Genomic DNA, 23,681 nt, shown 5'->3' on the forward strand with positions numbered 1-23,681 from the left:
TATAACGGGTAATATCTCTAACTGTTATCTGTTTTGTCTATATAGCTTCAGACTTCATCCGACATCGGCACTACAGACTTTGACCGACCGTTGGCGCACTAGCCCAAACAGCGCCACCAGTGACAGCACGATCAATGCCGCGCCATAACCGTCAGTGGTTGCCACCAAGCCGAACGTCCGCGTCAGGTTCCCTGCCAGCAACGACGGCAAACAGAACGCCAGGTAACTGAGCACGTAGTACGCCGACATCAATCCCGCCCGTTCATGTGGCAGCGCCAGCGGGACCAGACTGCGCACCGCCCCCAGGAAACCGGCGCCGAATCCGCAACCGGCCACCAGTGTTCCAGCGAAAAACAAGGTCAGGCTGGCGTTGTGCACGCCCAGTAAAATCAATACGAGCCCCGTTGGCAGGGAGGTGCCGCCCAGCAACAGCCCGTTGGCGGCTGGCCGATTGCGCAGGGCGAAGATCATCAGCGCGCCGGTCACTGTCAGTGCCGCCACGGCCGATCCGCCAATCAGGTTTGAAGTCGAGCCGGTAGCCGTGCGCAGCAGCGAGGGGGCGAGGGAAGCAAAAAAACCGCCGAGCGCCCACGTCGCGGTATTCAGTGGCAACACCCGCCACAGCGTGGAGCGCGCCTGGATCGGCACGTGCAGCGTCGGACGCAGCGAAGCCCAGGCCCCCGGTTGCGAACTCACGCTTTCCGGCAGACGCCAGACGTACAGCGCCTGGATAAAAAACAAAGCCAAGAGCACCCAATAGGTCAACTGCAAGGGCAGCGGCGCGAACTCGGCCAGCAAGCCGCAGCCCATCGCGCCCGCCGCCATGCCCAACAACGGCGCAACGCTGTTGATCAGCGGCCCTTGCTGGCGATCGGTGTCCAGCAGCGCCGCACTCAATACGGCCGTGGCCATTCCGGTAGCAAAGCCCTGAAGCACCCGAGCGCTGATCAACCAGGCGACGCTGTCGGCGTTGATAAACAGCAGCATCGCCAGAATATTCAGCACCACCGCCGTGAAAATCACTGGTTTGCGCCCCAGATAATCCGAGAGCGAACCCACCGTGAGCAGCGCCGCCAGCAGGCTGATGGCGTAGACACCGAAAATCAGGGTCAGGGTCGCCGCCGAGAACTGCAGGTGTTCCTGATACAAGTGATACAACGGCGTCGGCGCAGTGGAAGCGGCGAGAAAACTGAGTAAGGTGATCGCCAGAAACCACAGGCTTGCACGGTTTGAAACAGAACGGGACATGGGCACACTCCGCAAAAGCTAACTTTTTGCTTTTGCGGAGTGTGCTACTGATGTGCGCTTAAAGCAAATTCTTTGTGTTAAGGTCCGATTCATGGCTATTAAAGAAGGTTTACGCCCCGGCGGCAGAAGTGCCCGGGTGCAAGAGTCGGTTCATTCGGCCGTGCGCGATCTCCTCGAAGAGCAGGATCGCGGCACCGTGACCGTCCCCCAAATCGCCGCTCGCGCGGGGGTCACGCCGTCGACGATTTACCGGCGCTGGGGCGATCTGTCGGTGCTGTTGGCGGACGTCGCCCTCGCCCGGATGCGCCCTGAAAGCGAACCGGCCAATACCGGCAGCCTGCGCGGCGATGTGCGTGCCTGGGCCGAACAGTATCTGGACGAGATGAGTTCCGAGCCCGGCCGCAACATGCTGCGCGATGTGCAATGCAGCACGACGCCGGCCGTTTGCGCGAACATCATTGGCGGGCAATTGCAGGCGATTCTGGATCGGTACCCCGACCAGCCGAAACCGAGTGTTGATCGGCTGATCAACCTGGTGGCGGCGCCGACGGTGTTTCGCATCCTGTTTTCGGCGGCGGCGTTGGAGGTTGAGGAGTTGCATCAGTTGATCGAGATTGCGTTGAGTCATTGAGGCCGCCTTCGCGAGCAAGCCTGCTCCCACATTTAATCTCTAGTGGTCACATAATTTGTGAACAACACAAATCCAATGTGGGAGCGGGCTTGCTCGCGAAGGGGCCCGCAATGAAGACCGAGATCCACCTGCCACACCGCCTGCGACACCCCGCCGCGCCTCGACCTTGGTCGACACTGACTAACCCCGTCCATCGTGCGAGACTGTCTGACCGGGTGTGAATCCCGGGTGTCTTTTGCCTGGAGTTTCCATGTCGCTGTCCAGCGGGCTGATTGCCGCCGTCGCCCTGGCCTATATGGCCATCATGTTCGCCATCGCCTTCTACGGCGACCGTCGCAGCACCCCGTTGCCGCCGCGAGTGCGCGCGTGGGTGTACAGCCTGTCGCTGGCGGTCTATTGCACCAGTTGGACGTTCTTTGGCGCCGTGGGCCAGGCCGCCGAACAACTCTGGTCTTTCCTGCCGATCTACCTCGGGCCGATCCTGCTGCTGGTCTGCGCGCCGTGGGTCCTGCAAAAGATGGTGATGATCAGCAAGCAGGAAAACATCACTTCAATTGCCGACTTCATTGCTGCGCGCTACGGCAAATCCCAGTCGCTGGCGGTGGTGGTGGCCTTGATCTGCCTGGTCGGCGTGTTGCCCTACATCGCCTTGCAACTCAAAGGCATCGTGCTCGGGGTGAACCTGCTGATCGGCGCCGGTGCCGACGCCATGGGCGTTCGCGCGCAGGACACGGCGTTGATCGTGTCGCTGGTGCTGGCGCTGTTCACCATCGTCTTCGGTACGCGCAACCTCGACGCCACGGAACACCACCGCGGCATGGTGCTGGCGATTGCGTTCGAATCGCTGGTCAAGCTGTTCGCATTTCTCGCCGTCGGCGCGTTCGTGACCTACGGCCTGTACGACGGTTTCGACGACCTTTTCGACCAGGCGATGCTCGCCCCGCGCCTCGAAGAATACTGGAAGGAAACCATCAACTGGCCGTCGATGGTGGTACAGACCGGTGTGGCGATGATGGCGATCATCTGCCTGCCCCGGCAGTTTCACGTGACCGTTGTGGAAAACATCGATCCTCAGGATCTGCGCCTGGCGAAATGGGTGTTCCCGGCGTACCTGGCATTGGCGGCATTGTTTGTAGTCCCGATCGCCCTCGCGGGTCAGATGTTGCTGCCCAGCTCAGTGCTGCCGGACTCTTTCGTCATCAGCCTGCCGCTCGCGCAGTCTCACCCTGCCCTGGCGATGCTGGCCTTTATCGGCGGCGCGTCGGCGGCGACCGGCATGGTGATCGTGGCCAGCGTGGCGCTGTCGACCATGGTTTCCAACGACATGCTGTTGCCGTGGTTGCTGCGCCGCAACAACGCCGAGCGGCCGTTCGAAGTGTTCCGCCAGTGGATGCTGTCGGTGCGCCGGGTCAGCATCGTGGTGATTCTGTTGCTGGCCTACGTCAGCTATCGCCTGCTGGGCTCGACCGCGAGCCTGGCGACCATCGGCCAGATCGCCTTCGCCGCCGTGACTCAACTGGCCCCGGCCATGCTCGGCGCGCTGTACTGGAAACAGGCCAACCGCCGCGGTGTGTTCGCCGGCCTCGCCGCCGGGACATTCCTGTGGTTCTACACGCTGATTCTGCCGATCGCCGCCCTGAGCCTGGGTTGGTCGCTGAACAGTTTTCCGGGCCTGGCCTGGCTGCACAGCAACCCGCTGCACCTGCCGATCACCCCGCTGACCCAAGGCGTGGTGCTGTCGCTGGCGGGCAACTTCACCCTGTTTGCCTGGGTCTCGGTGCTGTCGCGCACACGGGTGTCGGAGCACTGGCAGGCCGGTCGTTTCATTGGCCAGGAAATCAGCGCCCGGCCCAGCGCCCGTTCGATGCTGTCGGTGCAGATCGACGATTTGCTGCAACTGGCCGCACGCTTCGTCGGTGAAGAGCGGGCGCGGCAGAGTTTCATCCGTTTCGCCTACCGCCAGGGCAAAGGCTTCAACCCGAATCAAAACGCCGACGGTGAATGGATCGCCCACACCGAACGCTTGCTGGCCGGTGTGCTCGGGGCCTCTTCGACGCGCGCGGTGGTCAAAGCCGCCATTGAAGGTCGGGAGATGCAACTGGAGGATGTCGTGCGAATCGCCGACGAAGCCTCGGAAGTGCTGCAGTTCAACCGCGCCTTGCTGCAAGGCGCGATCGAGAACATTACCCAGGGCATCAGCGTGGTCGACCAATCGCTGAAACTGGTGGCCTGGAACCGCCGTTACCTGGAGCTGTTCAATTACCCGGACGGCTTGATCAGCGTCGGCCGGCCCATCGCCGACATCATTCGCTACAACGCCGAACGCGGTCTGTGCGGCCCCGGTGAAGCCGAAGTGCACGTCGCCCGCCGCTTGCACTGGATGCGCCAGGGCCGCGCTCACACCTCCGAGCGACTGTTCCCCAATGGCCGAGTGATCGAGCTGATCGGCAACCCGATGCCGGGCGGCGGTTTTGTCATGAGTTTCACCGACATCACGCCGTTCCGCGAAGCCGAGTACGCGTTGACCGAAGCTAACGAGGGCCTGGAACAGCGGGTGGCGGAACGCACCCACGAACTGTCGCAGCTCAACGTGGCCCTGACCGACGCCAAGAGCACCGCCGAAGCGGCCAACCAGTCGAAAACCCGCTTCCTCGCCGCTGTCAGTCATGACTTGATGCAACCGTTGAACGCCGCGCGCTTGTTCTCCGCCGCCCTTTCCCATCAGGACGACGGCCTGTCCAGCGAAGCGCAGAAACTGGTGCATCACCTCGACACTTCGCTGCGCTCGGCCGAGGACCTGATCAGCGACCTGCTGGACATTTCCCGCCTGGAAAACGGCAAGATCAACCCCGATCCCAAGCCGTTCGTACTCAATGAATTGTTCGACGTCCTCGGCGCCGAGTTCAAGGCGCTGGCCCGAGATCAGGGGCTGAAATTCCGCGTCCGCGGCAGTACGTTGCGGGTCGACAGCGACATCAAGCTGTTGCGGCGGGTCTTGCAGAACTTTTTGACCAACGCGTTCCGCTACGCCAAAGGGCCGGTGCTGTTGGGGGTTCGTCGGCGCAAGGGCGAATTGTGCCTGGAGGTCTGGGACCGTGGGCCGGGCATTCCGGAAGATAAACAGTTGGTGATTTTCGAAGAATTCAAACGCCTCGACAGCCACCAGACCCGAGCCGAAAAAGGTTTGGGGCTGGGCCTGGCGATTGCTGACGGGCTGTGTCGCGTTCTCGGTCACACCTTGCAGGTACGCTCCTGGCCGGGTCGAGGCAGTGTGTTCAGCGTCACTGTGCCGCTGGCGCGGGCGCAAACCGCGACGCCGGCCAAGGTGGTCGAACTCAACGGCAAACCGCTCAGCGGCGCGCAGGTGCTGTGCATCGATAACGAAGACAGCATCCTGATTGGCATGAACAGCCTGCTGACTCGATGGGGTTGCCAGGTCTGGACGGCGCGCAACCGCGAGGAATGCGCAGCGCTGCTCAGCGAAGGCATCCGTCCACAATTGGCGCTGGTGGACTACCACTTGGATAACGGCGAGACAGGGACCGAACTGATGGCGTGGTTGCGGACCCGTTTGGGGGAACCGGTGCCGGGGGTGGTGATCAGTGCCGATGGTCGACCGGAAATGGTCGCCCAGGTGCATGCGGCGGGGCTCGATTACCTGGCCAAACCGGTGAAACCGGCGGCGTTGCGGGCGTTGCTGAGTCGGCATTTGCCGTTGTGATGCTTAAGATTCTGGCTTGTGGTGATGCAACTGGCGCCTTCGCGAGCAAGCCCGCTCCCACATTTTGACCGGGTTTTATCTGAAAGAACTCGGTCAAATGTGGGAGCGGGCTTGCTCGCGAAGCTTTTCGGCTTACTCCGGCAGCTCGGCCAGGCCATCCACATCAGTCATCGCCCGCTCCAGCAAATCGGCCGGCAGGCTCTTGCTCGCCCGCGCGCCCAGCAACTTGAGCTGCTCACTGCGACTAACCAGGTTGCCGCGGCCTTCTGTCAGCTTGTTGCGCGCCGAGCTGTAGGCTTTGTCCAGTTGCTGCAAGCGATTGCCGACTTCATCCAGGTCCTGAATGAACAACACGAACTTGTCGTACAGCCACCCGGCGCGCTCGGCGATTTCCCGGGCGTTCTGGCTCTGGCGCTCCTGCTTCCACAGGCTGTCGATAACGCGCAGCGTCGCCAACAAAGTGGTCGGGCTGACAATCACGATGTTGCGGTCGAATGCTTCCTGGAACAGCGTCGGCTCCGACTGCAAGGCAGCGGAAAACGCCGCTTCGATCGGCACGAAGAGCAACACAAAATCCAGGCTGTGCAAGCCGTCGAGACGCTTGTAATCCTTGCCGGCCAAGCCTTTGACGTGATTACGCAGCGACAGCACGTGCTGCTTGATGGCGATCTGGCCGATGGCATCGTCTTCGGCGGCCACGTATTGCTGATAGGCCGTGAGGCTGACCTTTGAGTCGACCACCACCTGCTTGTCGCCCGGCAGATAAATGATCACGTCCGGCTGGAAACGCTCGCCGTCCGGACCCTTGAGATTGACCTGGGTCTGATACTCGCGCCCTTTCTCAAGCCCCGCGTGTTCAAGCACTCGCTCCAGAATCAGCTCGCCCCAGTTGCCCTGGGTTTTCTGGCCTTTCAAGGCACGGGTCAGGTTGGTGGCTTCATCGCTCAGGCGCAGGTTCAACTGCTGAAGTCGTTCCAGTTCCTTGGCCAGCGAGAAGCGCTCGCGGGCTTCGGCCTGATAACTTTCCTCGACGCGTTTTTCAAACGACTGGATGCGTTCCTTCAACGGATCAAGCAACTGCCCCAGGCGTTGCTGACTGCTTTCGGCAAAACGCTGCTCACGCTCGTCGAAGATCTTGCCGGCCAGCTCGGCGAACTGCGCACGCAGTTCATCACGCGAGCCTTGCAGGTCGTTGAGGCGCTGCTGGTGGCTTTCCTGCTGCTCACGCAGCTCGGCATTGAGCGAAGCGGCTTGCGCGTCCAGGCGACGCAGCTCAGCCTCTTTACCGGCGCGTTCGAGATTCCAGGCGTGCGCAGCATCGCGGGCGTCGTCGCGCTCGATCTGCAGCAATTCGACTTCACGGCGCAGGGCCGCCAGGTCTGCCTGTTTGGCAGCGTTGGCCTGGCCCAGATCACCTATCTCATCGCGGCAGGCTTCGAGCTGGGCGTTCAAGCCGTCCTGAGCCAGGTTAGCCATGGCCAGTCGCTCTTCCAGCAGCGCAACGTCTGACTGCGTGGCGCTCGCTCGGCGCTGAAGTTGCCAGGCCAGTACCAGTAACGGCAGTGCAGCGCCCGCCAGACCCAGCAACGCGCTGGTCAAGTCCATAGCCATAGCCACTCCTGCCAATCAAATAAAGCTTGAAGGTTAACCAAGGCGTCAGGTCTTGGACAGCTCAGTCTTCGATCAGACCGAGTTCCTGCCGGGCGCGCTTATCCCCTGCCCGCGCGGCTTGGCGCAAAAGGTCCTGGCCGATTCGGCGATCACGGGCATTCCCGCACTCCCGGCACATGAGCTGACCGAGACGGCTTTGCGCGGCCACCACACCTTCGCGGGCCGGCTGCTTGAGCAGGCGTCCGGCAAAGTGTTTGACGTTGGTGTTTTCGCCCAGGCGCGGGCTGTCGAGAAGCCACTCCGCCACACGCATCGAAAAGCGCTTGGGAGGGATTACATTGGGGGGTGTCGAGGTGGCAGAGTCTGATGCTGAGCGAAACTTCATAAAGCACTGTGGGGCAGATCGGAAGGCGCGCCACTCTACTCTTTTTTTCTTACAGGTAAAGCCTAAAAAAACCCGGCACGCCCGTCCTAGAGCAAGCGCTCGGGACAATCCACAGAAGCTGTGGATAACTCAGTGGACAACCGCCCCTGAACTCTCGCAAAGCCCTGTGGAATGGGGCCCGCAGTCAAACTGACGATTTTTTCACCAGTAAAAAAAAGCGATGTTTTTCATTGACTTAAATTTTGGTTACAGGCACCCACTGCGTTTGAAGGGAAGATGACAGCGGGGTGACAACCTGCACGACTTATGTGCACAAGTACCTTCGAGGCAGTTATATCGACGGACTTTTTCGGCGCTTTTTTTACCTGATCCTGGGGATAAACCTGCGCAAACCCGTGATTCAGGCAGGTCCGAGGTGGACGACCAGCCGTCGGATTCTGTGCTATTACAGGCCAGCACCGCGCACCTGTAGGAGCTTTTGGAATCTTTTTTGCTGACGCGCTTTCTTTCTGCAATCCAATCCGTTAGTATCCGCGGCGTTAGTACCAAGCTGAAAGTCAATTCTGGTCGAACAAATCCCCCCGGTCAGCCTTCCCAACGGAATCCTCCACCGACAAAGCGGGATCGACCACCTCGATGGTTTCCAGGTAAACCTTGCGTCAACACAGCCTTTGAATCGAAAGCAAAGGGTGTTGCGAAGCTCACTTACTCTGACCGAACCAGCCTGCAAATTGATCAGGATCTTCACCCCGGGCCCAGAACCTTTGCCCTTGATGTGTTGCCTGCCCTCCTAAGTACCTACCTGCCAGCCCAAGCGCGCCAATTTATCAGCGCTTCAAACTGGCTGCTTTGTTCCAGTCGGGTTCTTCGTTCGACCAATGGTGGTCGTCGTCACTGGAACGTTTTAACTTTGCACGGTTCTTATCCGTGTCGCTTGTAGGAACACCCAATGACTATGTCTACTCAAATCCACACCCAGGATGCAATTCGCACCCTAACCAACGCTTTTGCACCAATGAACTGCCTGATCATGGCCGCTCGCAAAGGCTGCTTCAGCTTCACTCTGGTCAATGAACACGGCATCGCTCGTCACAGCGAACGCCTGTACCCCGATCAATACTCCAGCGCCGAGCCGCTGCAGGCCGTGATCGAGCGTACCCGTCAGGCACTGGTTGCCTGATACGCCAGAAAGACTGAAAACCTCAAAAGCCTCGCTCAAAAAGCGGGGCTTTTTATTGCCCGATATTTCACTTTTCCCGTTCAAAGCCTAAGCACTAACCGATATAACGATTATAACTGGCAGCCGGAAATATTTTAAAAACAGGCCTTTACGTCGCGAATATGACACTACACTTCAACTCAAGCGGCTTGTTCCGCTTCCGGCGAGCCTGACTCGATTCACCGCTGCCAACGCTTAATTCAGGTATCGCCGACCATTTCATGTTTCGAGGGTCTTATGGGTATCGCTGCCAGCGAACTGTGCCGCTATGTGATCCGCCCGACATTGATCTACCTTGGACGCCATAGCGCAACCGCCGAATCCCTGCTGCTGGGCATTGCCGCCAGCCAGTCAGCCCTTGGTACTGCCCTGCATGACCGCCGTGGACACGGCCTGTACCGAATCGCCGAACCCCGCCATCAGGCACTCTGGGACCACTACCTGGCACTTGACCCGGAGCGCGCAAGCCTGGTCCGCGGGCTGGCCAGCCAGCATGCCTTCCTCAGCGGTCCGCACCTCGAATTGACCGTCAACCTGCGTTACGCCACTGCCATTGCCTGGTTGCTGGTAGAAGAACAGAACACTCCCCTCCCCGAAGCCGACGACCTGTTGGGAATGGCCCGAATCTGGCGCCAGACGTTCCAGCCCCAAGGACGTCTCAGAGACTTCACCTACGCTTGGCAAACCTGTGTTTCACCGATGAATCAGGTCGCTTGCTGATCCACTTTTTCGCAAGATCGTGAAACACGTCGCGAATCTGGTCGGATTGTCCTACAAAACCGCTCTAAATCAAGCGATACAGGCTATAGCGCTGGGACGAAAATGTTGGTAATTTTCGCCCCGGTGATCACCAGGAGTTCTAATAATGAAAAAAGTAATGCTCAAAACCACCCTTAGCCTCGCCGTTACCTTGGCATCCACCCAGATCTTCGCAAGTGGCTTTGCCCTGAACGAACAAAGCATCAGCGGGATGGGTACAGGTTTTGCTGGGCGATCTTCATCTGCCGATGACGCATCCACCATTTTTGGCAACCCTGCCGGCATGGCTCGCCTCAAGCGCGAACAAGTGACCGGCGGTGTTGCATTTATCGACGCACACACTGACATCAGCGATGCCACCTCCCGTCCGAACGGCGGTACCAACAAAGGTGACATGGTCCCTTTCATGGGCGTCCCGATGGGCTACTACGTCAAGCCAATCGATGACCAGTGGGCCTTCGGTATCGGCGTGTACGCGCCATTCGGCCTGGTGACCGACTACGAGAACGGCTTCGCCGGCCGTTACTTCGGCAGCAAGAGCGAAGTCAAGATCGTCACTATTCAGCCAACCGTCAGCTACGCCTTCAACGACAAGGTTTCCATCGGTTTCGGCCCAACCATCAACCGCATCGACGGCAAGCTGGAATCGAACCTGTCGCTTGACCCGCGCGCACCGGATGGTGAAGTCAAGATCAAGGGTGACGACACTGCTCTGGGCTACAACATCGGCATCATGGTTCAAGCCCTCGAGAGCACCCGCCTCGGCCTGACCTACCACTCGAAAGTGAAGTACAAGCTCGACGGTGACACCAAGATCAACTACGGCCTGCTCGGCGCCCTGGGTCAGAGCCCGAACCAGAAGTTCGACGCGTCGCTGGACATCACCACCCCTGAATCGGTCGACTTCTCGGTGACTCATCAGTTGAACGACCAGTGGACCGTCTACGCCGGCAGCACCTGGACGCGCTGGAGCCGCCTGAAAGAAATCACCGTCGAGAACGAAGGCGTTCCTGCCGCGCTGGCCGCACGCGGCTTCGGCACTATCACCGAAGAGCAGAACTGGCACGACACCTGGGCTCACGCCATCGGCGCTTCCTACCAGTTGAACAAGCAATGGGTGCTGCGTACCGGTCTGTCCGTTGACCAGGCGCCGACCAACAACGAAAACCGCTCCCCTCGCATCCCGACGGGCGATCGCACGATCCTCAGCCTGGGCGCCGGCTGGAGCCCGACCGACGACCTGACCATCGACGTAGCGTATTCGTACTTGCGCGAAGAGTCGGTCAAGGTCAACGACAACAACGGCCGCCAGTCCTACAGCGCCAAGTATGAAAACTATGCGAATGGTTTTGGTGTTGGCGCGACCTACCGCTTCTGATGAGTCACGGCGAGGCTTGACCCTCGCCGCCTGAATCGAAAAAGCCCCGCACTCTTGTACAGAGGCGGGGCTTTTTAGTGGGCGTCGATCAGGGTGTGGACGCCAGAGGCGGCGAAGCCAGGGCCTTCTCCACCGCTTCGATGAACTCGGGATCGTCGGGCTTGGTCAGGCTGGAGAAATGGGCGATCACCTTGCCCTGGCGATCAACCACGTACTTGTAGAAATTCCACTTCGGCGCGCTGGTCTGCTTGGCGAGCAACTTGAACAGATGCGTGGCGCCATCGCCGCGGACTTTCTGCGGTTCGGTCATGGTGAAGGTCACGCCGTAGTTCACGTAGCACACCTTGGCGGTCTCCGCGCCGTCCTTGGATTCCTGATTGAAGTCATTGGACGGAACACCGAGCACCTCCAGCCCTTGCTCCTTGTAACGCTGATTCAGCGCCTCAAGGCTTTTGAACTGCGGGGCGAAACCACAGAAGCTGGCGGTATTGACCACCACCAACGGCTTGCCGGCGAAGCGCTGGCACAGGTCGATGGATTCATTGGCGCGCAACTTGGGCAACGAGCCTTGCAACAGTGCCGGGCACTCGGCCGCTTGAGCCAATCCGGTAAACGCTACCAGTAACGCGGGAACTGCCAACCAGCGCATCAGCATGTCGGTGCATCCTTCAGAGGTCGTCAGAAACGAACTTACTCGCCCTCATGTCTTGCTAGCAAGCACCCATGCCCAACTGCATCAACGCCAGCCCGCCCTGCTGCCAGCCCCACCACGCCAGGGCCAGCAGCAAGGCGCAGACCGCGACCGCAGCGATGCGCGGCCAGAGACTGTTCATACCGCACTCATCCGGGTTTGCAGACGCTCCACAGGCTGCTCACGCACCGGCCAGTTCAGGGCGGCAGCCAACAGGCTCAAAAGAATCGCCACTTGCCAGATCAAGTCATAGCTCCCGGTCCGGTCATACACCACCCCGCCCAACCAGCCGCCGAGGAACGATCCGAGCTGGTGAAACAGGAACACGATCCCACCGAGCATGGACAGGTTTCGCACACCAAACAAGGTCGCCACGGTGCCATTGGTCAAGGGCACGGTCGACAGCCAGAGAAAGCCCATCATCATGCCAAACAGATAGGCAGTGGTCGTTGTGACTGGCGCCCACAGGAACCATGCAATCACCACAGCTCGCAGCAGATACAGGGCCGTGAGCAAACGCGGTTTGGACATCCGCCCGCCGAGCCAGCCAGCGGTGTAGGTACCGAAGATGTTGAACAAGCCGATCAGCGCCAGCACCGTGGTGCCGACAGATGCCGGGAGATGCTGGTCCACCAGGTAAGCCGGCAGGTGCACGCCGATAAACACCACCTGGAAACCGCAGACAAAAAAGCCGAACGCCAGCAGCCAGAAACCCGAATGGGAGCAGGCCTCGCGCAATGCTTCGGACAAGGTTTGTTCATGGCCGAGCACGGGTAACGGCTTGTCCTTGAGCATGCTCACCACCGGCACAATCAGCGCCACCAGCAAGCCCAGCACCAGCAACGCGGCGGACCAGCCGAGCCAGCCGATCAACCCGAGCGTACCGGGCAACATGGCGAACTGACCGAAAGAACCGGCAGCGCTGGCAATGCCCATGCCCATGCTGCGTTTCTCCGGTGGCACCGCGCGCCCGACCACGCCGAGGATCACCGAAAACGACGTACCGGACAAGCCGAGACCAATCAACAGGCCAGCACTCAGGGACAAGGTCACAGCCGAATCCGACAAGCCCATGAACAGCAGCCCCAGCGCATAGAAAACACCGCCGACCGCCACCACTTTCGCCGCGCCGAAGCGGTCGGCCAGCGCGCCGGTGAAGGGCTGCGCCAGGCCCCAGATCAGGTTCTGCAAGGCGATGGCAAACGCAAACGTCTCACGCCCCCAGCCGAACTCGGCACTCATCGGTGCCAGAAACAATCCGAAGCCGTGTCGCACTCCCAGAGACAACGCAAGAATCAGCGCACTCCCCACCAACACCCAACCGCAAGTACGCCACATCGAGGTCATTCTTATTCTCCGGTAGCGGGTATATACCCGCTTAAGATCGAACAAACCGGCATCACGCCAGTTCGTCCAGCAACTTCAGCAAAGTTTCGCGTTTCTCGGCCCCCAAGCGATCAATCAACCGCTGCTGCGCCGCTTCCCAGGCGGGCAAGGCCGCTGCCAGCCGCTCAGCACCGGCGTCAGTCAGGCGGACGATACGATTGCGCATGTCCTCGCCCTCGACCAGCGTCACCAGCCCTTCTCCCTCCAGCACGCGCAGATTGCGCCCGAGCGTGCTGCGGTCCAGGCCCATGGCCTCGGCCAGGGTGGAAATACTCGGTTGATCCAGACGCTGCAGATTGCACAGCAGAGAATACTGGGCAACGTTGATCCCGAAGCCGTCGAGAGCGCCGTCGTAATGCCTGCTGACGCCACGGGCGGCGCGACGCAGGTTGATGCATAAACATTGGGAGTCGAGCATGGTGCGTGTATATACCCGCGGTTAAATGAAAGCAAATATTTGATGCATGTTACCCGTGTAGGAGCGAGGCTTGCCCGCGAAAGCGTCCTTGAGTGCGCCAAAAGCTTCGCGGGCAAGCCTCGCTCCTACACAATTAATGCCAGCCCTATAAGCAATGTCGTCTCCAGCAACTCCAGCAACGCACCGGCCGTATCGCCGGTTGTGCCGCCCAAGCGCCGCACCATCACCTGCCGTAACCAGACAAACATCAGCGCCGCCAGCACCAACGCCAATACACCGCTGAGACCGGCAATCAGCACACAAACCAATGCACTGGCGCCCAACACCTGCTTACCGGCCAACCGCGGCAAATGATCCGCCAACGCCTGACCCAAACCACCGGCCCGGACATAAGGTGTGGTCAGAAATAGTCCCAACAATGCAGCACGGCCAATCAAGGGAACGATGAGTAAAACAACGCCATGTCCCTGCTCGATCAACGCCAGCAACGCCGCGAATTTCAGCAGCAACACCAACACCAGCGTCACCACGGCGATCGGCCCGCTGCGCGGATCCTTCATGATCGTCAGCGTGCGCTCACGGTCACCGAACCCGCCGAGCCACGCATCGGCGCTATCGGCCAGGCCATCAAGGTGCAGCGCACCACTGAGCAACACCCAAACCGTCAGTAACAACGCGGCGTGAAGCAACGCCGGCGTGCCCAGCAACAGCCCGTTCAGGGCCCACAAAATCACGCCGAACAGCAGCCCCACCAGCGGATAAAACAACAGCGACCGCCCCAGTTCCTCAGGCGTCGGCATGCCCGGCAAACGAATCGGCAGGCTGCTCAGGAATTGCAGGGCGATCCAGAATGGCAGCATGGTCAGGTCGCTTCCTTTAACGAGCCACCCGACTCGACCGACAGCGAAAACAACGCACCGTGGCCCACCTCAACGTTGAGCAACTGCTCACGGGGCAATCCCCGCGCCTGAGCCAGCAGCAAGCGCATCACGCCACCATGGCTGATCAGCAACACTCGCTCGCCCGCATAGGCGGCGTGCAGACGCGCAACCGCCGCCAGCACGCGCGTCGAAAAATCCAAGACCCGCTCACCCTGAGGCGGTGTAAACGAATACGGGTCGGCCCAGAACAATCCCAAGGCCTCGGCATCGGTTTCCATCAACGCCTTCGCGCTCTGCCCTTCCCAGGCGCCGAAGTGCAGCTCCTGCAAATCTTTATCCAGTTGCACCGGCAACCCCAGTTGCGCGCCGAGTTCCTCTGCGAACCGCGCACAGCGCTGCAACGGCGAACTGACAAGGCGATCCCACGGCCCTTGCTCGATCACGGCGGCGCGCATCTGCGCCCAGCCCTTGTCGGTCAACGCATCGTCGAGGCTGCCGCGCAGGCCGCCGCCGAGTTCGGTTTCGCCGTGGCGCAAGAGATCCAGGCGCAAGGTCATGCCGGACGATCCGCCACCGCGGCTTCGGCGAAGGTCGCCATTTGGCCGTGAAGGTCGCAAGCCAGACGCAGCAACGGCACGGCCAACGCGGCGCCGCTGCCCTCGCCCAAGCGCAGGCCGAGATCCAGCAACGGCTCGGCGTTGAGGGTTTCCAGGACATGGCGATGACCCGGCTCGGCACCGCGATGCCCGAACAACAGCCACTGCCGGCATTCAGGGTTCAAGCGCACCGCAACCAACGCGGCGACGCTGCAAATGAAACCGTCCACCAGCACCGCGACGCCTTCCTGGGCACACGCCAGGTACGCGCCGACCAGTGCCGCAATTTCAAAACCTCCGAGGTTGAACAGGGTTTGCAACGCATCACCGCGCTGCGCGCCATGCATGGCCAACGCACGCTCGATGACCTGAGCCTTGTGGCTCACGCCCGCCGCGTCCAGCCCGGTGCCCGGCCCGGCCAGATGCACCACCGGGCAATCGAGCAATGCACAGGCCAGAGCGCTGGCTGCGGTGGTGTTGCCGATGCCCATTTCACCGCCGATGAACAGCTGCGCACCCGCCGCGATGGCGCGCTGCACGCTGTCGCGACCGGCCTGCAAGGCGAGTTCGCCCTGAGCCTGCGTCATCGCCGGAGCGTCGACAAAATTCGCCGTGCCAGGGCCCACGTTCATGTGACGCACACCCGGCAAATTCAACGCCGGGTTGACAGTGCCGAGGTCAACCACTTCAAGGGACGCGCCCAACTGCCGCGCCAACACGCTGATCGCCGCGCCGCCACTGACGAAGTTGTGCAGCATTTGCCCGGTGACTTCCTGGGGAAACGCCGACACCCCTTCGGCGACCACGCCGTGATCGCCGGCAAAAATCGCGATCCACAGCTGATCGAGGCTCGGCTTGACTTGCCCCTGCAACCCCGCCAATTGCACCGCTACCGACTCCAGTCGGCCGAGGGAACCGGCCGGTTTGGTCAGTTGCTGCTGACGCGCTGCGGCCTGCTCGACCGCTGCCGCATCGATCGGCTTGCACGGGTTCAGCCACCAGGATTGAGTCATAACGCAGTTCCTTTCAAAGTCAGGGGCAGGCCGGCGACGGTCAGGACGACTCGCTGACAGCGCTCGGCCAAAGCTTGATGCAGCCAACCGGCTTCATCGACATAGCGGCGAGTCAATTCGCCCAGCGGCACGACACCCATTCCGGTCTCGTTGCTGACAAAAATGATTTCACCCGGCAGCGTCGCCAGGCAGTCCAGCAGGGCTTCGCGCTCGGCGTTGAGACGCTCGGGGTTGTCGAGCATCAGCAGGTTGGTCAGCCACAGGGTCAGGCAATCCACCAGCAGGCAACGCTCGGGACGGGCGGTTTCGCGCAGGATGCGGGCGAGTTCAAGCGGTTCTTCGATCAGCGCCCATTCGGCCGGACGACGGGCGCGGTGATGGGCCACCCGCTCATTCATTTCGCCGTCGAGGGGTTGGCTGGTGGCGATGTAGGTCACCTTGAGTTGGCTATCTGTAGCCAGTTTTTCAGCCAGGCGACTTTTGCCGGAGCGGGCGCCGCCGAGGATCAGTTGCAGCATATTCATAACCTTCTAATTGGCAGTGCGGCGAATAAAGTCTTCGCGAGCAAGCCCGCTCCCACATTTGAACGGCGCCGAACATAAATTCGATGTTCGCTGGAGATCTAATGTGGGAGCGGGCTTGCTCGCGAAGAGGCCAGCCAATTCACCCTAAAATCCGCAGAGCTCACGCAACAGCGCGGTATCCAAATGCTTCTCCACCAGATCCGCCAGCCGCTCGATATCGCGCTCACGCAACCCGTGGTAATCCACGTCCTGCACCTCCTGCAAACCGGCCCAACGCAACAGCGCACTGCACGCCGCCGGGGACTCGAACAGCCCGTGCAGATAGGTGCCGAAAATCTGCCCGTCGGCACTTTGCGCGCCATCACAACGACCATCATCCAACTGCACCGCAGCGTTTTCCAACGCCGGCCCGGTGGTCACGCCGGCATGAATTTCATAGCCGCTGACCGGCGCATCTTCCAGCGCCAGACGCCCGCGCACATTGCGCAACTGTTTCTCTTCTTCGAGCTGCGTGTCGAACGCCAGCAAGCCCAAACCGGCACTTGAACCCGGTGCACCTTCGAGGCCCAGCGGATCATGCACCTGTTCACCGAGCATTTGCAGACCGCCGCAAATACCCAGCACTTTTCCGCCGTAACGCAGGTGTCTGGTGATGGCGCTGTCCCAACCATTGGCGCGCAGATACGCAAGGTCACTGCGCACGCTTTTCGAGCCGGGAAGGATGATCAGATCGGCTGGTGGAATCGCCTGGCCAGGGCCGATGAATTGCAGGTCCACTTGCGGGTGCAAGCGCAGCGGATCGAAATCGGTGTGGTTGCTGATGCGCGGCAGCACCGGCACCACCACCTTCAGCACGCGGTCGGCCTTGTCGGTCTGGCGCTGATCGATGCCGTCTTCGGCTTCCAGGTGCAGGTCCATGACGTAGGGCAAGACGCCGATCACCGGTTTGCCGGTGCGTGCTTCCAGCCAGTCCAGGCCGGGTTGCAGCAAGGCGATGTCACCGCGAAAACGGTTGATGATGAAACCTTTGACCCGCGCCTGTTCGCTCGGCGACAGCAGTTCCAGCGTGCCTACCAAATGCGCGAACACCCCGCCGCGATTGATGTCGGCGATCAGTACCACCGGGCAGTCGACCGCCTCGGCAAAGCCCATGTTGGCGATGTCGCCGGCACGCAGATTGATCTCGGCCGGCGAGCCGGCGCCTTCGACCATCACCACTGGATACGCCGCGCTCAACCGCGCATGGGAGGCCAGCACCGCTTGCATGGCGATGGCTTTGTAGTCGTGATAGGCGACCGCGTTCATGGTCGTGACCGCACGACCGTGGATGATCACTTGGGCGCCGGTGTCGCTGTTGGGTTTGAGCAGCACCGGGTTCATGTCGGTGTGCGGCTCAAGGTTGGCCGCCTGGGCCTGCACCGCTTGCGCGCGACCGATCTCGCCACCGTCGGCGGTCACGGCACTGTTGAGCGCCATGTTCTGCGGTTTGAACGGCACGACGCTCACGCCCTGACGCACCACCCAACGACACAACGCCGTCACCAGCGTGCTTTTACCGGCGTCCGATGTCGTGCCCTGCACCATCAACGTGGTCATTGGTTTTCCTTGGCGTAAGCTTCGAATGCAGCAGCGAGTCGTGTCCAGTCGGCTTCATCGGCCGGCAGGCCAAAGCGCAGGCTGCTGTTATGCGTGAACAACCGCAGCAAGATGCCGCGTCGAGCCATGAACTCATGGAGCGCTTCGGCGCGTTCGATGATCAGCCATTGAAACAAGGCGCAACCGCCCTGGGGTTTGAAACCGTGCTGCTCCAGCAGCCGCGCCAGACGTGCGCTGGCCTCTTCAGTGCGCAGCCGTTGCCGGGCATGCCCTTCGCTGTCCAGTAAACACGCCTGGCCCAGCACCCGAGTCGGTCCACTGACCGCCCAGGGGCCCACTTGTTCGGCCAGCAACTTGAGCAACTTGCGCTCGGCCAGCACAAACCCCAACCGCACACCGGCCAGGCCGAAAAACTTGCCGAAGGAGCGCAACACGATCAACCCGACCTGATTGGCAAACGGCGCCAGGCTCAGCGCCGGCGTGTTGTCCATGAACGCCTCGTCCACCACCAGCCAGCCACCGCGCTGGGCCAGTTTTGAATGCCAGTCCAGCAGACGACTCGGGGTCAGGCTCAGGCCGGTGGGATTATTCGGGTTGACCACCACCAGCACGTCGAGGCTGTCGAGGAAAAAGTCGACTTCCTGCTCCAGCACTTCACGCACGATGTAACCGCTGCGGCGCCAGGCTTCGGCGTGTTCGGCATAACACGGCGAGAGCACGCCGACCTTGCCGACCCGACGCAAACGCGGCAGCAACTGGATCGCCATTTGCGAGCCGGCCACCGGCAGCACCTGCACGGCGCCGTAGTAATCGCAGGCGGCCTGCTCCAGGCCATCATCGGTTTCCGGCAAGCGCGCCCACGCTCGCAACGGAATCTCTGGAACCGGAAACGGCCAGGGCGCCAGGCCGCTGGACAGGTCGAGCCAGTCGGCTTCGGCGATGCCGTATTCGAGCGCGGCCTTGCGCAACCGTCCACCGTGTTCAAGCATAGAATTCAGCCCCCACGCAGAGAATCAGCAGCCATAACCATACCCCGCGCTGGACCAATTGCCAGCCACGGTCGATGGAGTCGGCGTCCGCTGGCGCGCCTTCGCCCAGTGGCGGACGCTGATGCAGTTCGCCGTGATAGATCGCCGCCCCGCCCAACTCGACACCGAGCGCACCGGCACCGGCGGCCATCACCGGACCGGCATTCGGGCTGTCCCAGGTCGGACCCTGGAGACGCCAGCATTTCAGCGCCAGGCGGGTTTTACCGAGCAACGCGTAGGTCAGCGCCACCAGGCGTGCAGGAATGTAGTTGAGCACGTCGTCGATCTTCGCCGCCGCCCAGCCGAAACGCTCAAAGCGCTCGTTGCGATAGCCCCACATGGCGTCGAGCGTGTTGCTCAAACGGTAGAGCACCACACCCGGCGCGCCGGCCACGGCGAACCAGAACAGCGCGGCAAATACGGCGTCGCTGCCGTTTTCCAAGACGGATTCGGTGGCGGCGCGGGCGACTTCGGTTTTATCCAGTTCGCTGGTCTGACGGCTGACCAGATAGCCCACGCGCTTGCGGGCCTCGTCCAGGTCATCGCTGCGCAGGGCCTTGGCCACCGGCTCGACGTGCTCGCCGAGACTGCGCATGCCGAGCGCGCAATAGAGCGCGAGAATCTCGACGATCCAACCGACATAAGGTGCCCAGGAAAATGCCGTGGCCAGCAGGGTCAACGGCAGTACGGCAATCACCCAGGCGGTAACGCCGTGACTGCGCCAGCCGCGACCGCCGCCATTGAAACGTTGCTCGATGCGGTCGGCAAAACGGCCGAACGCTACCAGCGGATGCCAGCGTTTGGGTTCACCCAGCAGCGCATCCAGCGCCACGGCGGCGACACTCAACAACGCCACACTCATTGACTCACTCCCCAAACATTTTCATACAGCAATTCGTTCAGCGGACGCGCTTGCGCCCAGCCTTCAAGTACCAGCATTGGCGCCGGATAGAATTCCTTTACCGGGCCGAGACACAGCACCGCCAGCGGCTTGGCGCCGGCCGGCATCTGCAGCAGATCGGCCAGGGCTTGCGGCTCGAACAGCGACACCCAGCCCATGCCCAACCCTTCGGCGCGGGACGCCAGCCAGAGGTTCTGGATGGCGCAGGACAGCGAGGCCATGTCCATTTCCGGCAAGGTGCGGCGGCCGAAAATGTGCCGTTCGCGATCGTCCATCAGCGCGGCGACCAGCACCTCGGCGCAATCGTTGATGCCTTCGACCTTGAGTTTCATGAAGTCATCGCTGCGCTCGCCGAGGGCTTCGGCGGTGCGCAGACGTTCTTCTTCCACCAGTTGCTGGATCTCGCCGCGCAGGGCACGGTCGCTGATGCGGATGAACCGCCAGGGCTGCATCAGGCCGACACTCGGCGCCTGGTGCGCGGCTTCGAGCAGACGGCGCAGGAGTTCGGGCTCGACGGTACCGCCGCTGAAATGGCGCATGTCGCGGCGTTCGGCGATGGCCCGATAAACAGCTTCGCGTTCGGCCTGGCTGAATGCGTTGTCGGTCATGGCCTCTTCGCGAGCAAGCCCGCTCCCACAATGGACCGCGTTTCTTCAGGCAACACACTTTCTAATGTGGGAGCGGGCTTGCTCGCGAAGGCGGCCTCAAGGTCAGGCGCCAATAACGCGGCGATCGCTTGCGGATTCGACGGAAAATAAAAGTGCACATAAGAAGCCGTCATCCGCCCCTCGCGATACACCGCCTCTGCCCCACGCCCGCCATTAGGACTGAGCCCACGCGCAATCGGCTCAAGCTCGGTGCTGGTCAGCGAGTGGTGATACGTGTGCCCGCGCAGCGAACCTTCCGGCAGTTCCACCGCTTGCAACGCCAACGCTGCCAGACGTTTCTGCATCACTGCATCTCCCGCCAGCAAGCCGACCAGTTCCGCGCGAGTGCCGTCGACATCGGTCAACGAATCGAGCAGATAAAGCATGCCGCCGCATTCGGCCAGCAACGGTTTACCCGCCGCGTGGTGAGCGCGGATCGCGGTCAGCATCGAGGTGTTTTGCGACAGCGCTACATGGTGCAGCTCCGGATATCCACCCGGCAGGTAGAGGCTGTCGGCGTCCGGCAATTGCGTGTCACGGATCGGCGAGAAAAACAGCAACTCGGCGCCCATCGCCCGCAACAGATCCAGGCTCGCGCCATAGGTGAACGCGAACGCTTCGTCACGGGCCACGGCGATGCGCACGCCGGCCAGTAACGGTTCGGCAACGATCACATCAGGGGCGCCGAATTCCACCGCCGGTGGCAGCGCAACCTCGCAGCTGCTGGCCAGCGCATCGGCTGCCGCATCGAGGCGCAGATCGAGATCGTTCAGCTCGCTGGCCTGCACCAGCCCCAAGTGACGGCTCGGCAATTCGATCCCGGTTTCCCGGGACAACGCGCCGTACCAGCGCAGGCCTTCGGTCAGGCTGCCTTCGAGCAATTGCGCATGCCGCAAAGTGCCAACGCGGTTGGCCAACACACCGGCGAACGGCAAATCCGGCTGATAGCGCGCCAGCCCCAAGGCCAGCGCGCCAAACGTCTGGGCCATGGCGGTGCCGTCGATCACGCCGAGCACCGGCACACCGAAATGCCGCGCCAGGTCTGCGCTGGACGGCGTGCCGTCGAACAGGCCCATGACGCCTTCGATAAGAATCAGATCGGCTTCACCGGCGGCTTCCCACAACAGTCGACGACTTTCCTGCTCGCCGACCATCCACATGTCCAGCTGATACACCGGCGCGCCGCTGGCGCGTTCGAGAATCATCGGGTCGAGGAAGTCCGGGCCGCATTTGAACACGCGCACCTTGCGGCCCTGATTGCGATGCAAACGGGCCAGCGCGGCAGTGACGGTGGTCTTGCCCTGACCGGAGGCCGGCGCGGCGATCAGCACCGCCGGGCAATGACGGGGTTGATTCACAGCTCGACGCCTTTTTGCGCTTTGATCCCGGCCTGGAACGCGTGCTTGATCACGCCCATTTCGGTGACGGTATCGGCCAGTTCAATCATTTCCGGTTTGGCGCCGCGACCGGTCACCACCACGTGCTGCATCGGCGGACGGGCCTGCAAATCGCTGAGCACCTGATCGAGGTCGAGGTAGCCGTGCTTGAGGGCGATGTTCAACTCATCGAGCACCACCAGGCCGATGGACGGGTCGCGCAGCAGTTCCTGGGACACGGCCCAGGCGGCTTCGGCGGCGGCGATGTCACGCTGGCGATCCTGGGTTTCCCAGGTAAAGCCCTCGCCCATCACATGAAAGCGCACCTGCTCCGGGAAGCGCCGGAAGAACAACTCTTCACCGGTGCTGTTGCGACCCTTGATGAACTGCACCACACCGCACTGCATGCCGTGGCCCATGGAGCGGGCGAGCATGCCAAACGCCGAACTGCTCTTGCCTTTGCCGTTGCCGGTCAGCACCAGCAATAGGCCGCATTCGTTCGGGGAGTTGGCGATGCGTTCGTCGATCACGGCTTTTTTGCGTTGCATGCGCGCCAAATGGCGTTCGTCACGATCGGGGGTATCAGTCATGGGGGAGCTCTCCGTTGAGGCTGGATAACGGCGGGCAGGCACAAGAATAGACGGCAAAAAGCCTGGCATCGCCCACCGTGATGCCGCTGGATGGATCAGGCCGGTCTCCGGGCTCATGAGCGGCGCAAGGCCTGACTGCGCGCCTTCCCATGTCGATGATCGACACAGTGGCTCAAGACGCAGTTTTCACTCATTTACCGTTGCGGGGGCAGCGCCGGGATCGCGGACCTTCATGCATCGAAGGGCTCACTCACCGGCTTCCCTGTTTCACTCTGTCGACCAGGGTCACAAAGCACCTGAAACAAGCCGCGAAGGTTAGAGGGTTGGGGGTGGAGCGTCAATTGAAGACGGGCGGTGCGCGCGCGATAAACTGCCATCGATCAATTAAATGATGTCAATCTTGTGCCGCACTCACAGCAGTGATATCAAAGAGCCACAACCTGACAACACAATAACAAGGGTGAGCCCCATGCAAGGCATGATCATCAGCAATCCGAAGCTGGAATTCCTGCGCCCGGTGCTGGAACGCTGGTTTGACTGTATTGACCGCTACAACGCCGTGCGCGGCGATAACGACACGCCTTACTGGTACGACGAAAAAGCCAACCTCAGCCTGCTCTCCGCTGCGGCGTGGATGGCGGAAATGGTCACGCTGCAACACACCCCCACGCGCAAACAGACCGAAGAAGGCGAACGCAACGGCCGCGCCGACCTGTTTATCGCCACCGCCGAAGAACGCGCCTATTTTCAAGCCACGCAGCGCTGGCCGCGGGTCAACAGCCTTAACCTGACTCAAGCCTTGCAGGACATCACCAGCGACGCCAAACGCATCAGCTACGCCAGCGACCTGAAACTCGGCTGCCTGTTCGTCGCACCGCAAAAAGCCCAGCAAAGCGCCACGCCGGAAGAACTCCAGGACATGCTCGACGACTTGCAAAAGGAACACACCTGCGCCGTCGCCTGGTATTTCCCTTACGCCTACCGCAAGTTGCGCAACGAAGCCGGCCACTATCACCCAGGCATCGCCGTGCTGCTCAAAGAGGCTCGCTGACCGGGTTGAACCATCGCGCGCCTGCGCTTCT

The 23,681-nt window shown here is 61.5% G+C and carries 23 protein-coding genes and 1 riboswitch; of the genes, 6 read left to right on the forward strand and 17 right to left on the reverse strand.

The annotated features are described in order from the left end of the window. Positions 1-54 precede the first annotated feature (54 nt). Positions 55-1,248 (reverse strand): MFS transporter, encoded by a 1,194-nt coding sequence (locus tag ACIPL2_RS17465; RefSeq protein WP_401358172.1) that lies wholly within the window; start codon positions 1,246-1,248, stop codon positions 55-57. 91 nt (positions 1,249-1,339) lie between these two features. On the opposite strand from ACIPL2_RS17465, the gene ACIPL2_RS17470 reads away from it, so the two are divergent. Together ACIPL2_RS17470 and ACIPL2_RS17475 are read left to right on the forward strand one after the other, a co-directional pair. Next, positions 1,340-1,879, forward strand: a complete 540-nt coding sequence (locus ACIPL2_RS17470) for a TetR/AcrR family transcriptional regulator (RefSeq protein WP_401358173.1) — start codon at positions 1,340-1,342, stop codon at positions 1,877-1,879. A 250-nt stretch (positions 1,880-2,129) separates the two neighbouring features. Next, on the forward strand, positions 2,130-5,600 hold the full coding sequence (locus tag ACIPL2_RS17475; protein ID WP_401358174.1) for a NahK/ErcS family hybrid sensor histidine kinase/response regulator: 3,471 nt from the start codon (positions 2,130-2,132) through the stop codon (positions 5,598-5,600). A 132-nt stretch (positions 5,601-5,732) separates the two neighbouring features. On the opposite strand, the gene rmuC is transcribed toward ACIPL2_RS17475, so the two are convergent. Further along, positions 5,733-7,097 carry a DNA recombination protein RmuC gene (gene rmuC, locus ACIPL2_RS17480; RefSeq protein ID WP_177333625.1) on the reverse strand — a complete coding sequence of 455 codons (1,365 nt, stop codon included), beginning with the start codon at positions 7,095-7,097 and terminating at the stop codon, positions 5,733-5,735. Between the two features lie 175 nt (positions 7,098-7,272). Beyond that, positions 7,273-7,596, reverse strand: coding sequence for a sel1 repeat family protein (locus ACIPL2_RS17485; protein WP_401358175.1), 324 nt, complete (start codon positions 7,594-7,596; stop codon positions 7,273-7,275). 955 nt (positions 7,597-8,551) lie between these two features. Here ACIPL2_RS17485 and ACIPL2_RS17490 point away from each other — a divergent pair. From ACIPL2_RS17490 to ACIPL2_RS17500, 3 genes are all read left to right on the forward strand, one after another. Then, positions 8,552-8,776: a hypothetical protein gene (locus tag ACIPL2_RS17490; protein ID WP_007898912.1), complete on the forward strand. Its 225-nt coding sequence runs from the start codon at positions 8,552-8,554 to the stop codon at positions 8,774-8,776. 276 nt (positions 8,777-9,052) lie between these two features. After that, complete coding sequence (locus ACIPL2_RS17495) at positions 9,053-9,535, forward strand: hypothetical protein (RefSeq protein WP_401358176.1); 483 nt, start codon at positions 9,053-9,055, stop codon at positions 9,533-9,535. 145 nt (positions 9,536-9,680) lie between these two features. Further along, positions 9,681-10,952 (forward strand): OmpP1/FadL family transporter, encoded by a 1,272-nt coding sequence (locus ACIPL2_RS17500; protein ID WP_401358177.1) that lies wholly within the window; start codon positions 9,681-9,683, stop codon positions 10,950-10,952. An 88-nt stretch (positions 10,953-11,040) separates the two neighbouring features. Here ACIPL2_RS17500 and ACIPL2_RS17505 read toward each other — a convergent pair whose 3' ends face one another. The 14 genes from ACIPL2_RS17505 to cobO all read right to left on the reverse strand — a co-directional run bounded on the left by ACIPL2_RS17505 (position 11,041) and on the right by cobO (position 22,599). Then, positions 11,041-11,607, reverse strand: a complete 567-nt coding sequence (locus tag ACIPL2_RS17505) for a glutathione peroxidase (RefSeq protein WP_401358178.1) — start codon at positions 11,605-11,607, stop codon at positions 11,041-11,043. Positions 11,608-11,662: 55 nt separating this feature from the next. Further along, positions 11,663-11,785, reverse strand: coding sequence for a hypothetical protein (locus ACIPL2_RS17510; RefSeq protein WP_401358180.1), 123 nt, complete (start codon positions 11,783-11,785; stop codon positions 11,663-11,665). Beyond that, on the reverse strand, positions 11,782-12,990 hold the full coding sequence (locus tag ACIPL2_RS17515; protein ID WP_401358182.1) for an MFS transporter: 1,209 nt from the start codon (positions 12,988-12,990) through the stop codon (positions 11,782-11,784). Before ACIPL2_RS17515 ends, ACIPL2_RS17510 begins: the two co-directional genes overlap by 4 nt. Before the next feature lie 52 nt (positions 12,991-13,042). After that, positions 13,043-13,447, reverse strand: coding sequence for a MarR family winged helix-turn-helix transcriptional regulator (locus ACIPL2_RS17520; protein ID WP_401358183.1), 405 nt, complete (start codon positions 13,445-13,447; stop codon positions 13,043-13,045). A 125-nt stretch (positions 13,448-13,572) separates the two neighbouring features. After that, a complete protein-coding gene (locus ACIPL2_RS17525) occupies positions 13,573-14,307 on the reverse strand; it encodes an adenosylcobinamide-GDP ribazoletransferase (RefSeq protein WP_401358185.1) in 735 nt (244 codons plus the stop codon). A gap of 2 nt (positions 14,308-14,309) precedes the next feature. Then, on the reverse strand, positions 14,310-14,885 hold the full coding sequence (gene cobC / locus ACIPL2_RS17530) for an alpha-ribazole phosphatase family protein (RefSeq protein WP_401358186.1): 576 nt from the start codon (positions 14,883-14,885) through the stop codon (positions 14,310-14,312). Next, complete coding sequence (gene cobT / locus ACIPL2_RS17535; RefSeq protein ID WP_401358188.1) at positions 14,882-15,937, reverse strand: nicotinate-nucleotide--dimethylbenzimidazole phosphoribosyltransferase; 1,056 nt, start codon at positions 15,935-15,937, stop codon at positions 14,882-14,884. Before cobT ends, cobC begins: the two co-directional genes overlap by 4 nt. After that, entirely contained in the window at positions 15,934-16,455 is a 522-nt protein-coding gene (gene cobU / locus ACIPL2_RS17540; protein ID WP_401358190.1) for a bifunctional adenosylcobinamide kinase/adenosylcobinamide-phosphate guanylyltransferase, read from the reverse strand. The genes cobT and cobU overlap by 4 nt, the downstream gene beginning before the upstream one ends. 150 nt (positions 16,456-16,605) lie before the next feature. After that, a complete protein-coding gene (locus ACIPL2_RS17545; RefSeq protein ID WP_401358192.1) occupies positions 16,606-18,057 on the reverse strand; it encodes a cobyric acid synthase in 1,452 nt (483 codons plus the stop codon). Beyond that, on the reverse strand, positions 18,054-19,046 hold the full coding sequence (cobD, locus tag ACIPL2_RS17550) for a threonine-phosphate decarboxylase CobD (protein WP_401358194.1): 993 nt from the start codon (positions 19,044-19,046) through the stop codon (positions 18,054-18,056). Before cobD ends, ACIPL2_RS17545 begins: the two co-directional genes overlap by 4 nt. Then, positions 19,039-19,947 (reverse strand): adenosylcobinamide-phosphate synthase CbiB, encoded by a 909-nt coding sequence (gene cbiB, locus ACIPL2_RS17555; protein ID WP_401358196.1) that lies wholly within the window; start codon positions 19,945-19,947, stop codon positions 19,039-19,041. Before cbiB ends, cobD begins: the two co-directional genes overlap by 8 nt. After that, the gene (gene bluB / locus ACIPL2_RS17560; RefSeq protein ID WP_401358198.1) at positions 19,944-20,594 is read right to left on the reverse strand and encodes a 5,6-dimethylbenzimidazole synthase; all 651 of its coding nucleotides are present in this window, start codon (positions 20,592-20,594) and stop codon (positions 19,944-19,946) included. The genes cbiB and bluB overlap by 4 nt, the downstream gene beginning before the upstream one ends. Further along, positions 20,591-21,991, reverse strand: coding sequence for a cobyrinate a,c-diamide synthase (locus ACIPL2_RS17565; RefSeq protein ID WP_401358199.1), 1,401 nt, complete (start codon positions 21,989-21,991; stop codon positions 20,591-20,593). Before ACIPL2_RS17565 ends, bluB begins: the two co-directional genes overlap by 4 nt. Continuing rightward, entirely contained in the window at positions 21,988-22,599 is a 612-nt protein-coding gene (gene cobO / locus ACIPL2_RS17570; RefSeq protein WP_059402199.1) for a cob(I)yrinic acid a,c-diamide adenosyltransferase, read from the reverse strand. The genes ACIPL2_RS17565 and cobO overlap by 4 nt, the downstream gene beginning before the upstream one ends. An 80-nt stretch (positions 22,600-22,679) precedes the next feature. Continuing rightward, positions 22,680-22,914, reverse strand: a riboswitch (cobalamin riboswitch). A gap of 154 nt (positions 22,915-23,068) precedes the next feature. On the opposite strand from cobO, the gene ACIPL2_RS17575 reads away from it, so the two are divergent. Continuing rightward, entirely contained in the window at positions 23,069-23,650 is a 582-nt protein-coding gene (locus ACIPL2_RS17575; protein WP_401358202.1) for a hypothetical protein, read from the forward strand. Positions 23,651-23,681 lie beyond the last annotated feature (31 nt).

It is taken from the genome of Pseudomonas sp. NPDC086251 (genome assembly GCF_044746405.1).
In the GTDB taxonomy this organism is placed as follows: domain Bacteria; phylum Pseudomonadota; class Gammaproteobacteria; order Pseudomonadales; family Pseudomonadaceae; genus Aquipseudomonas.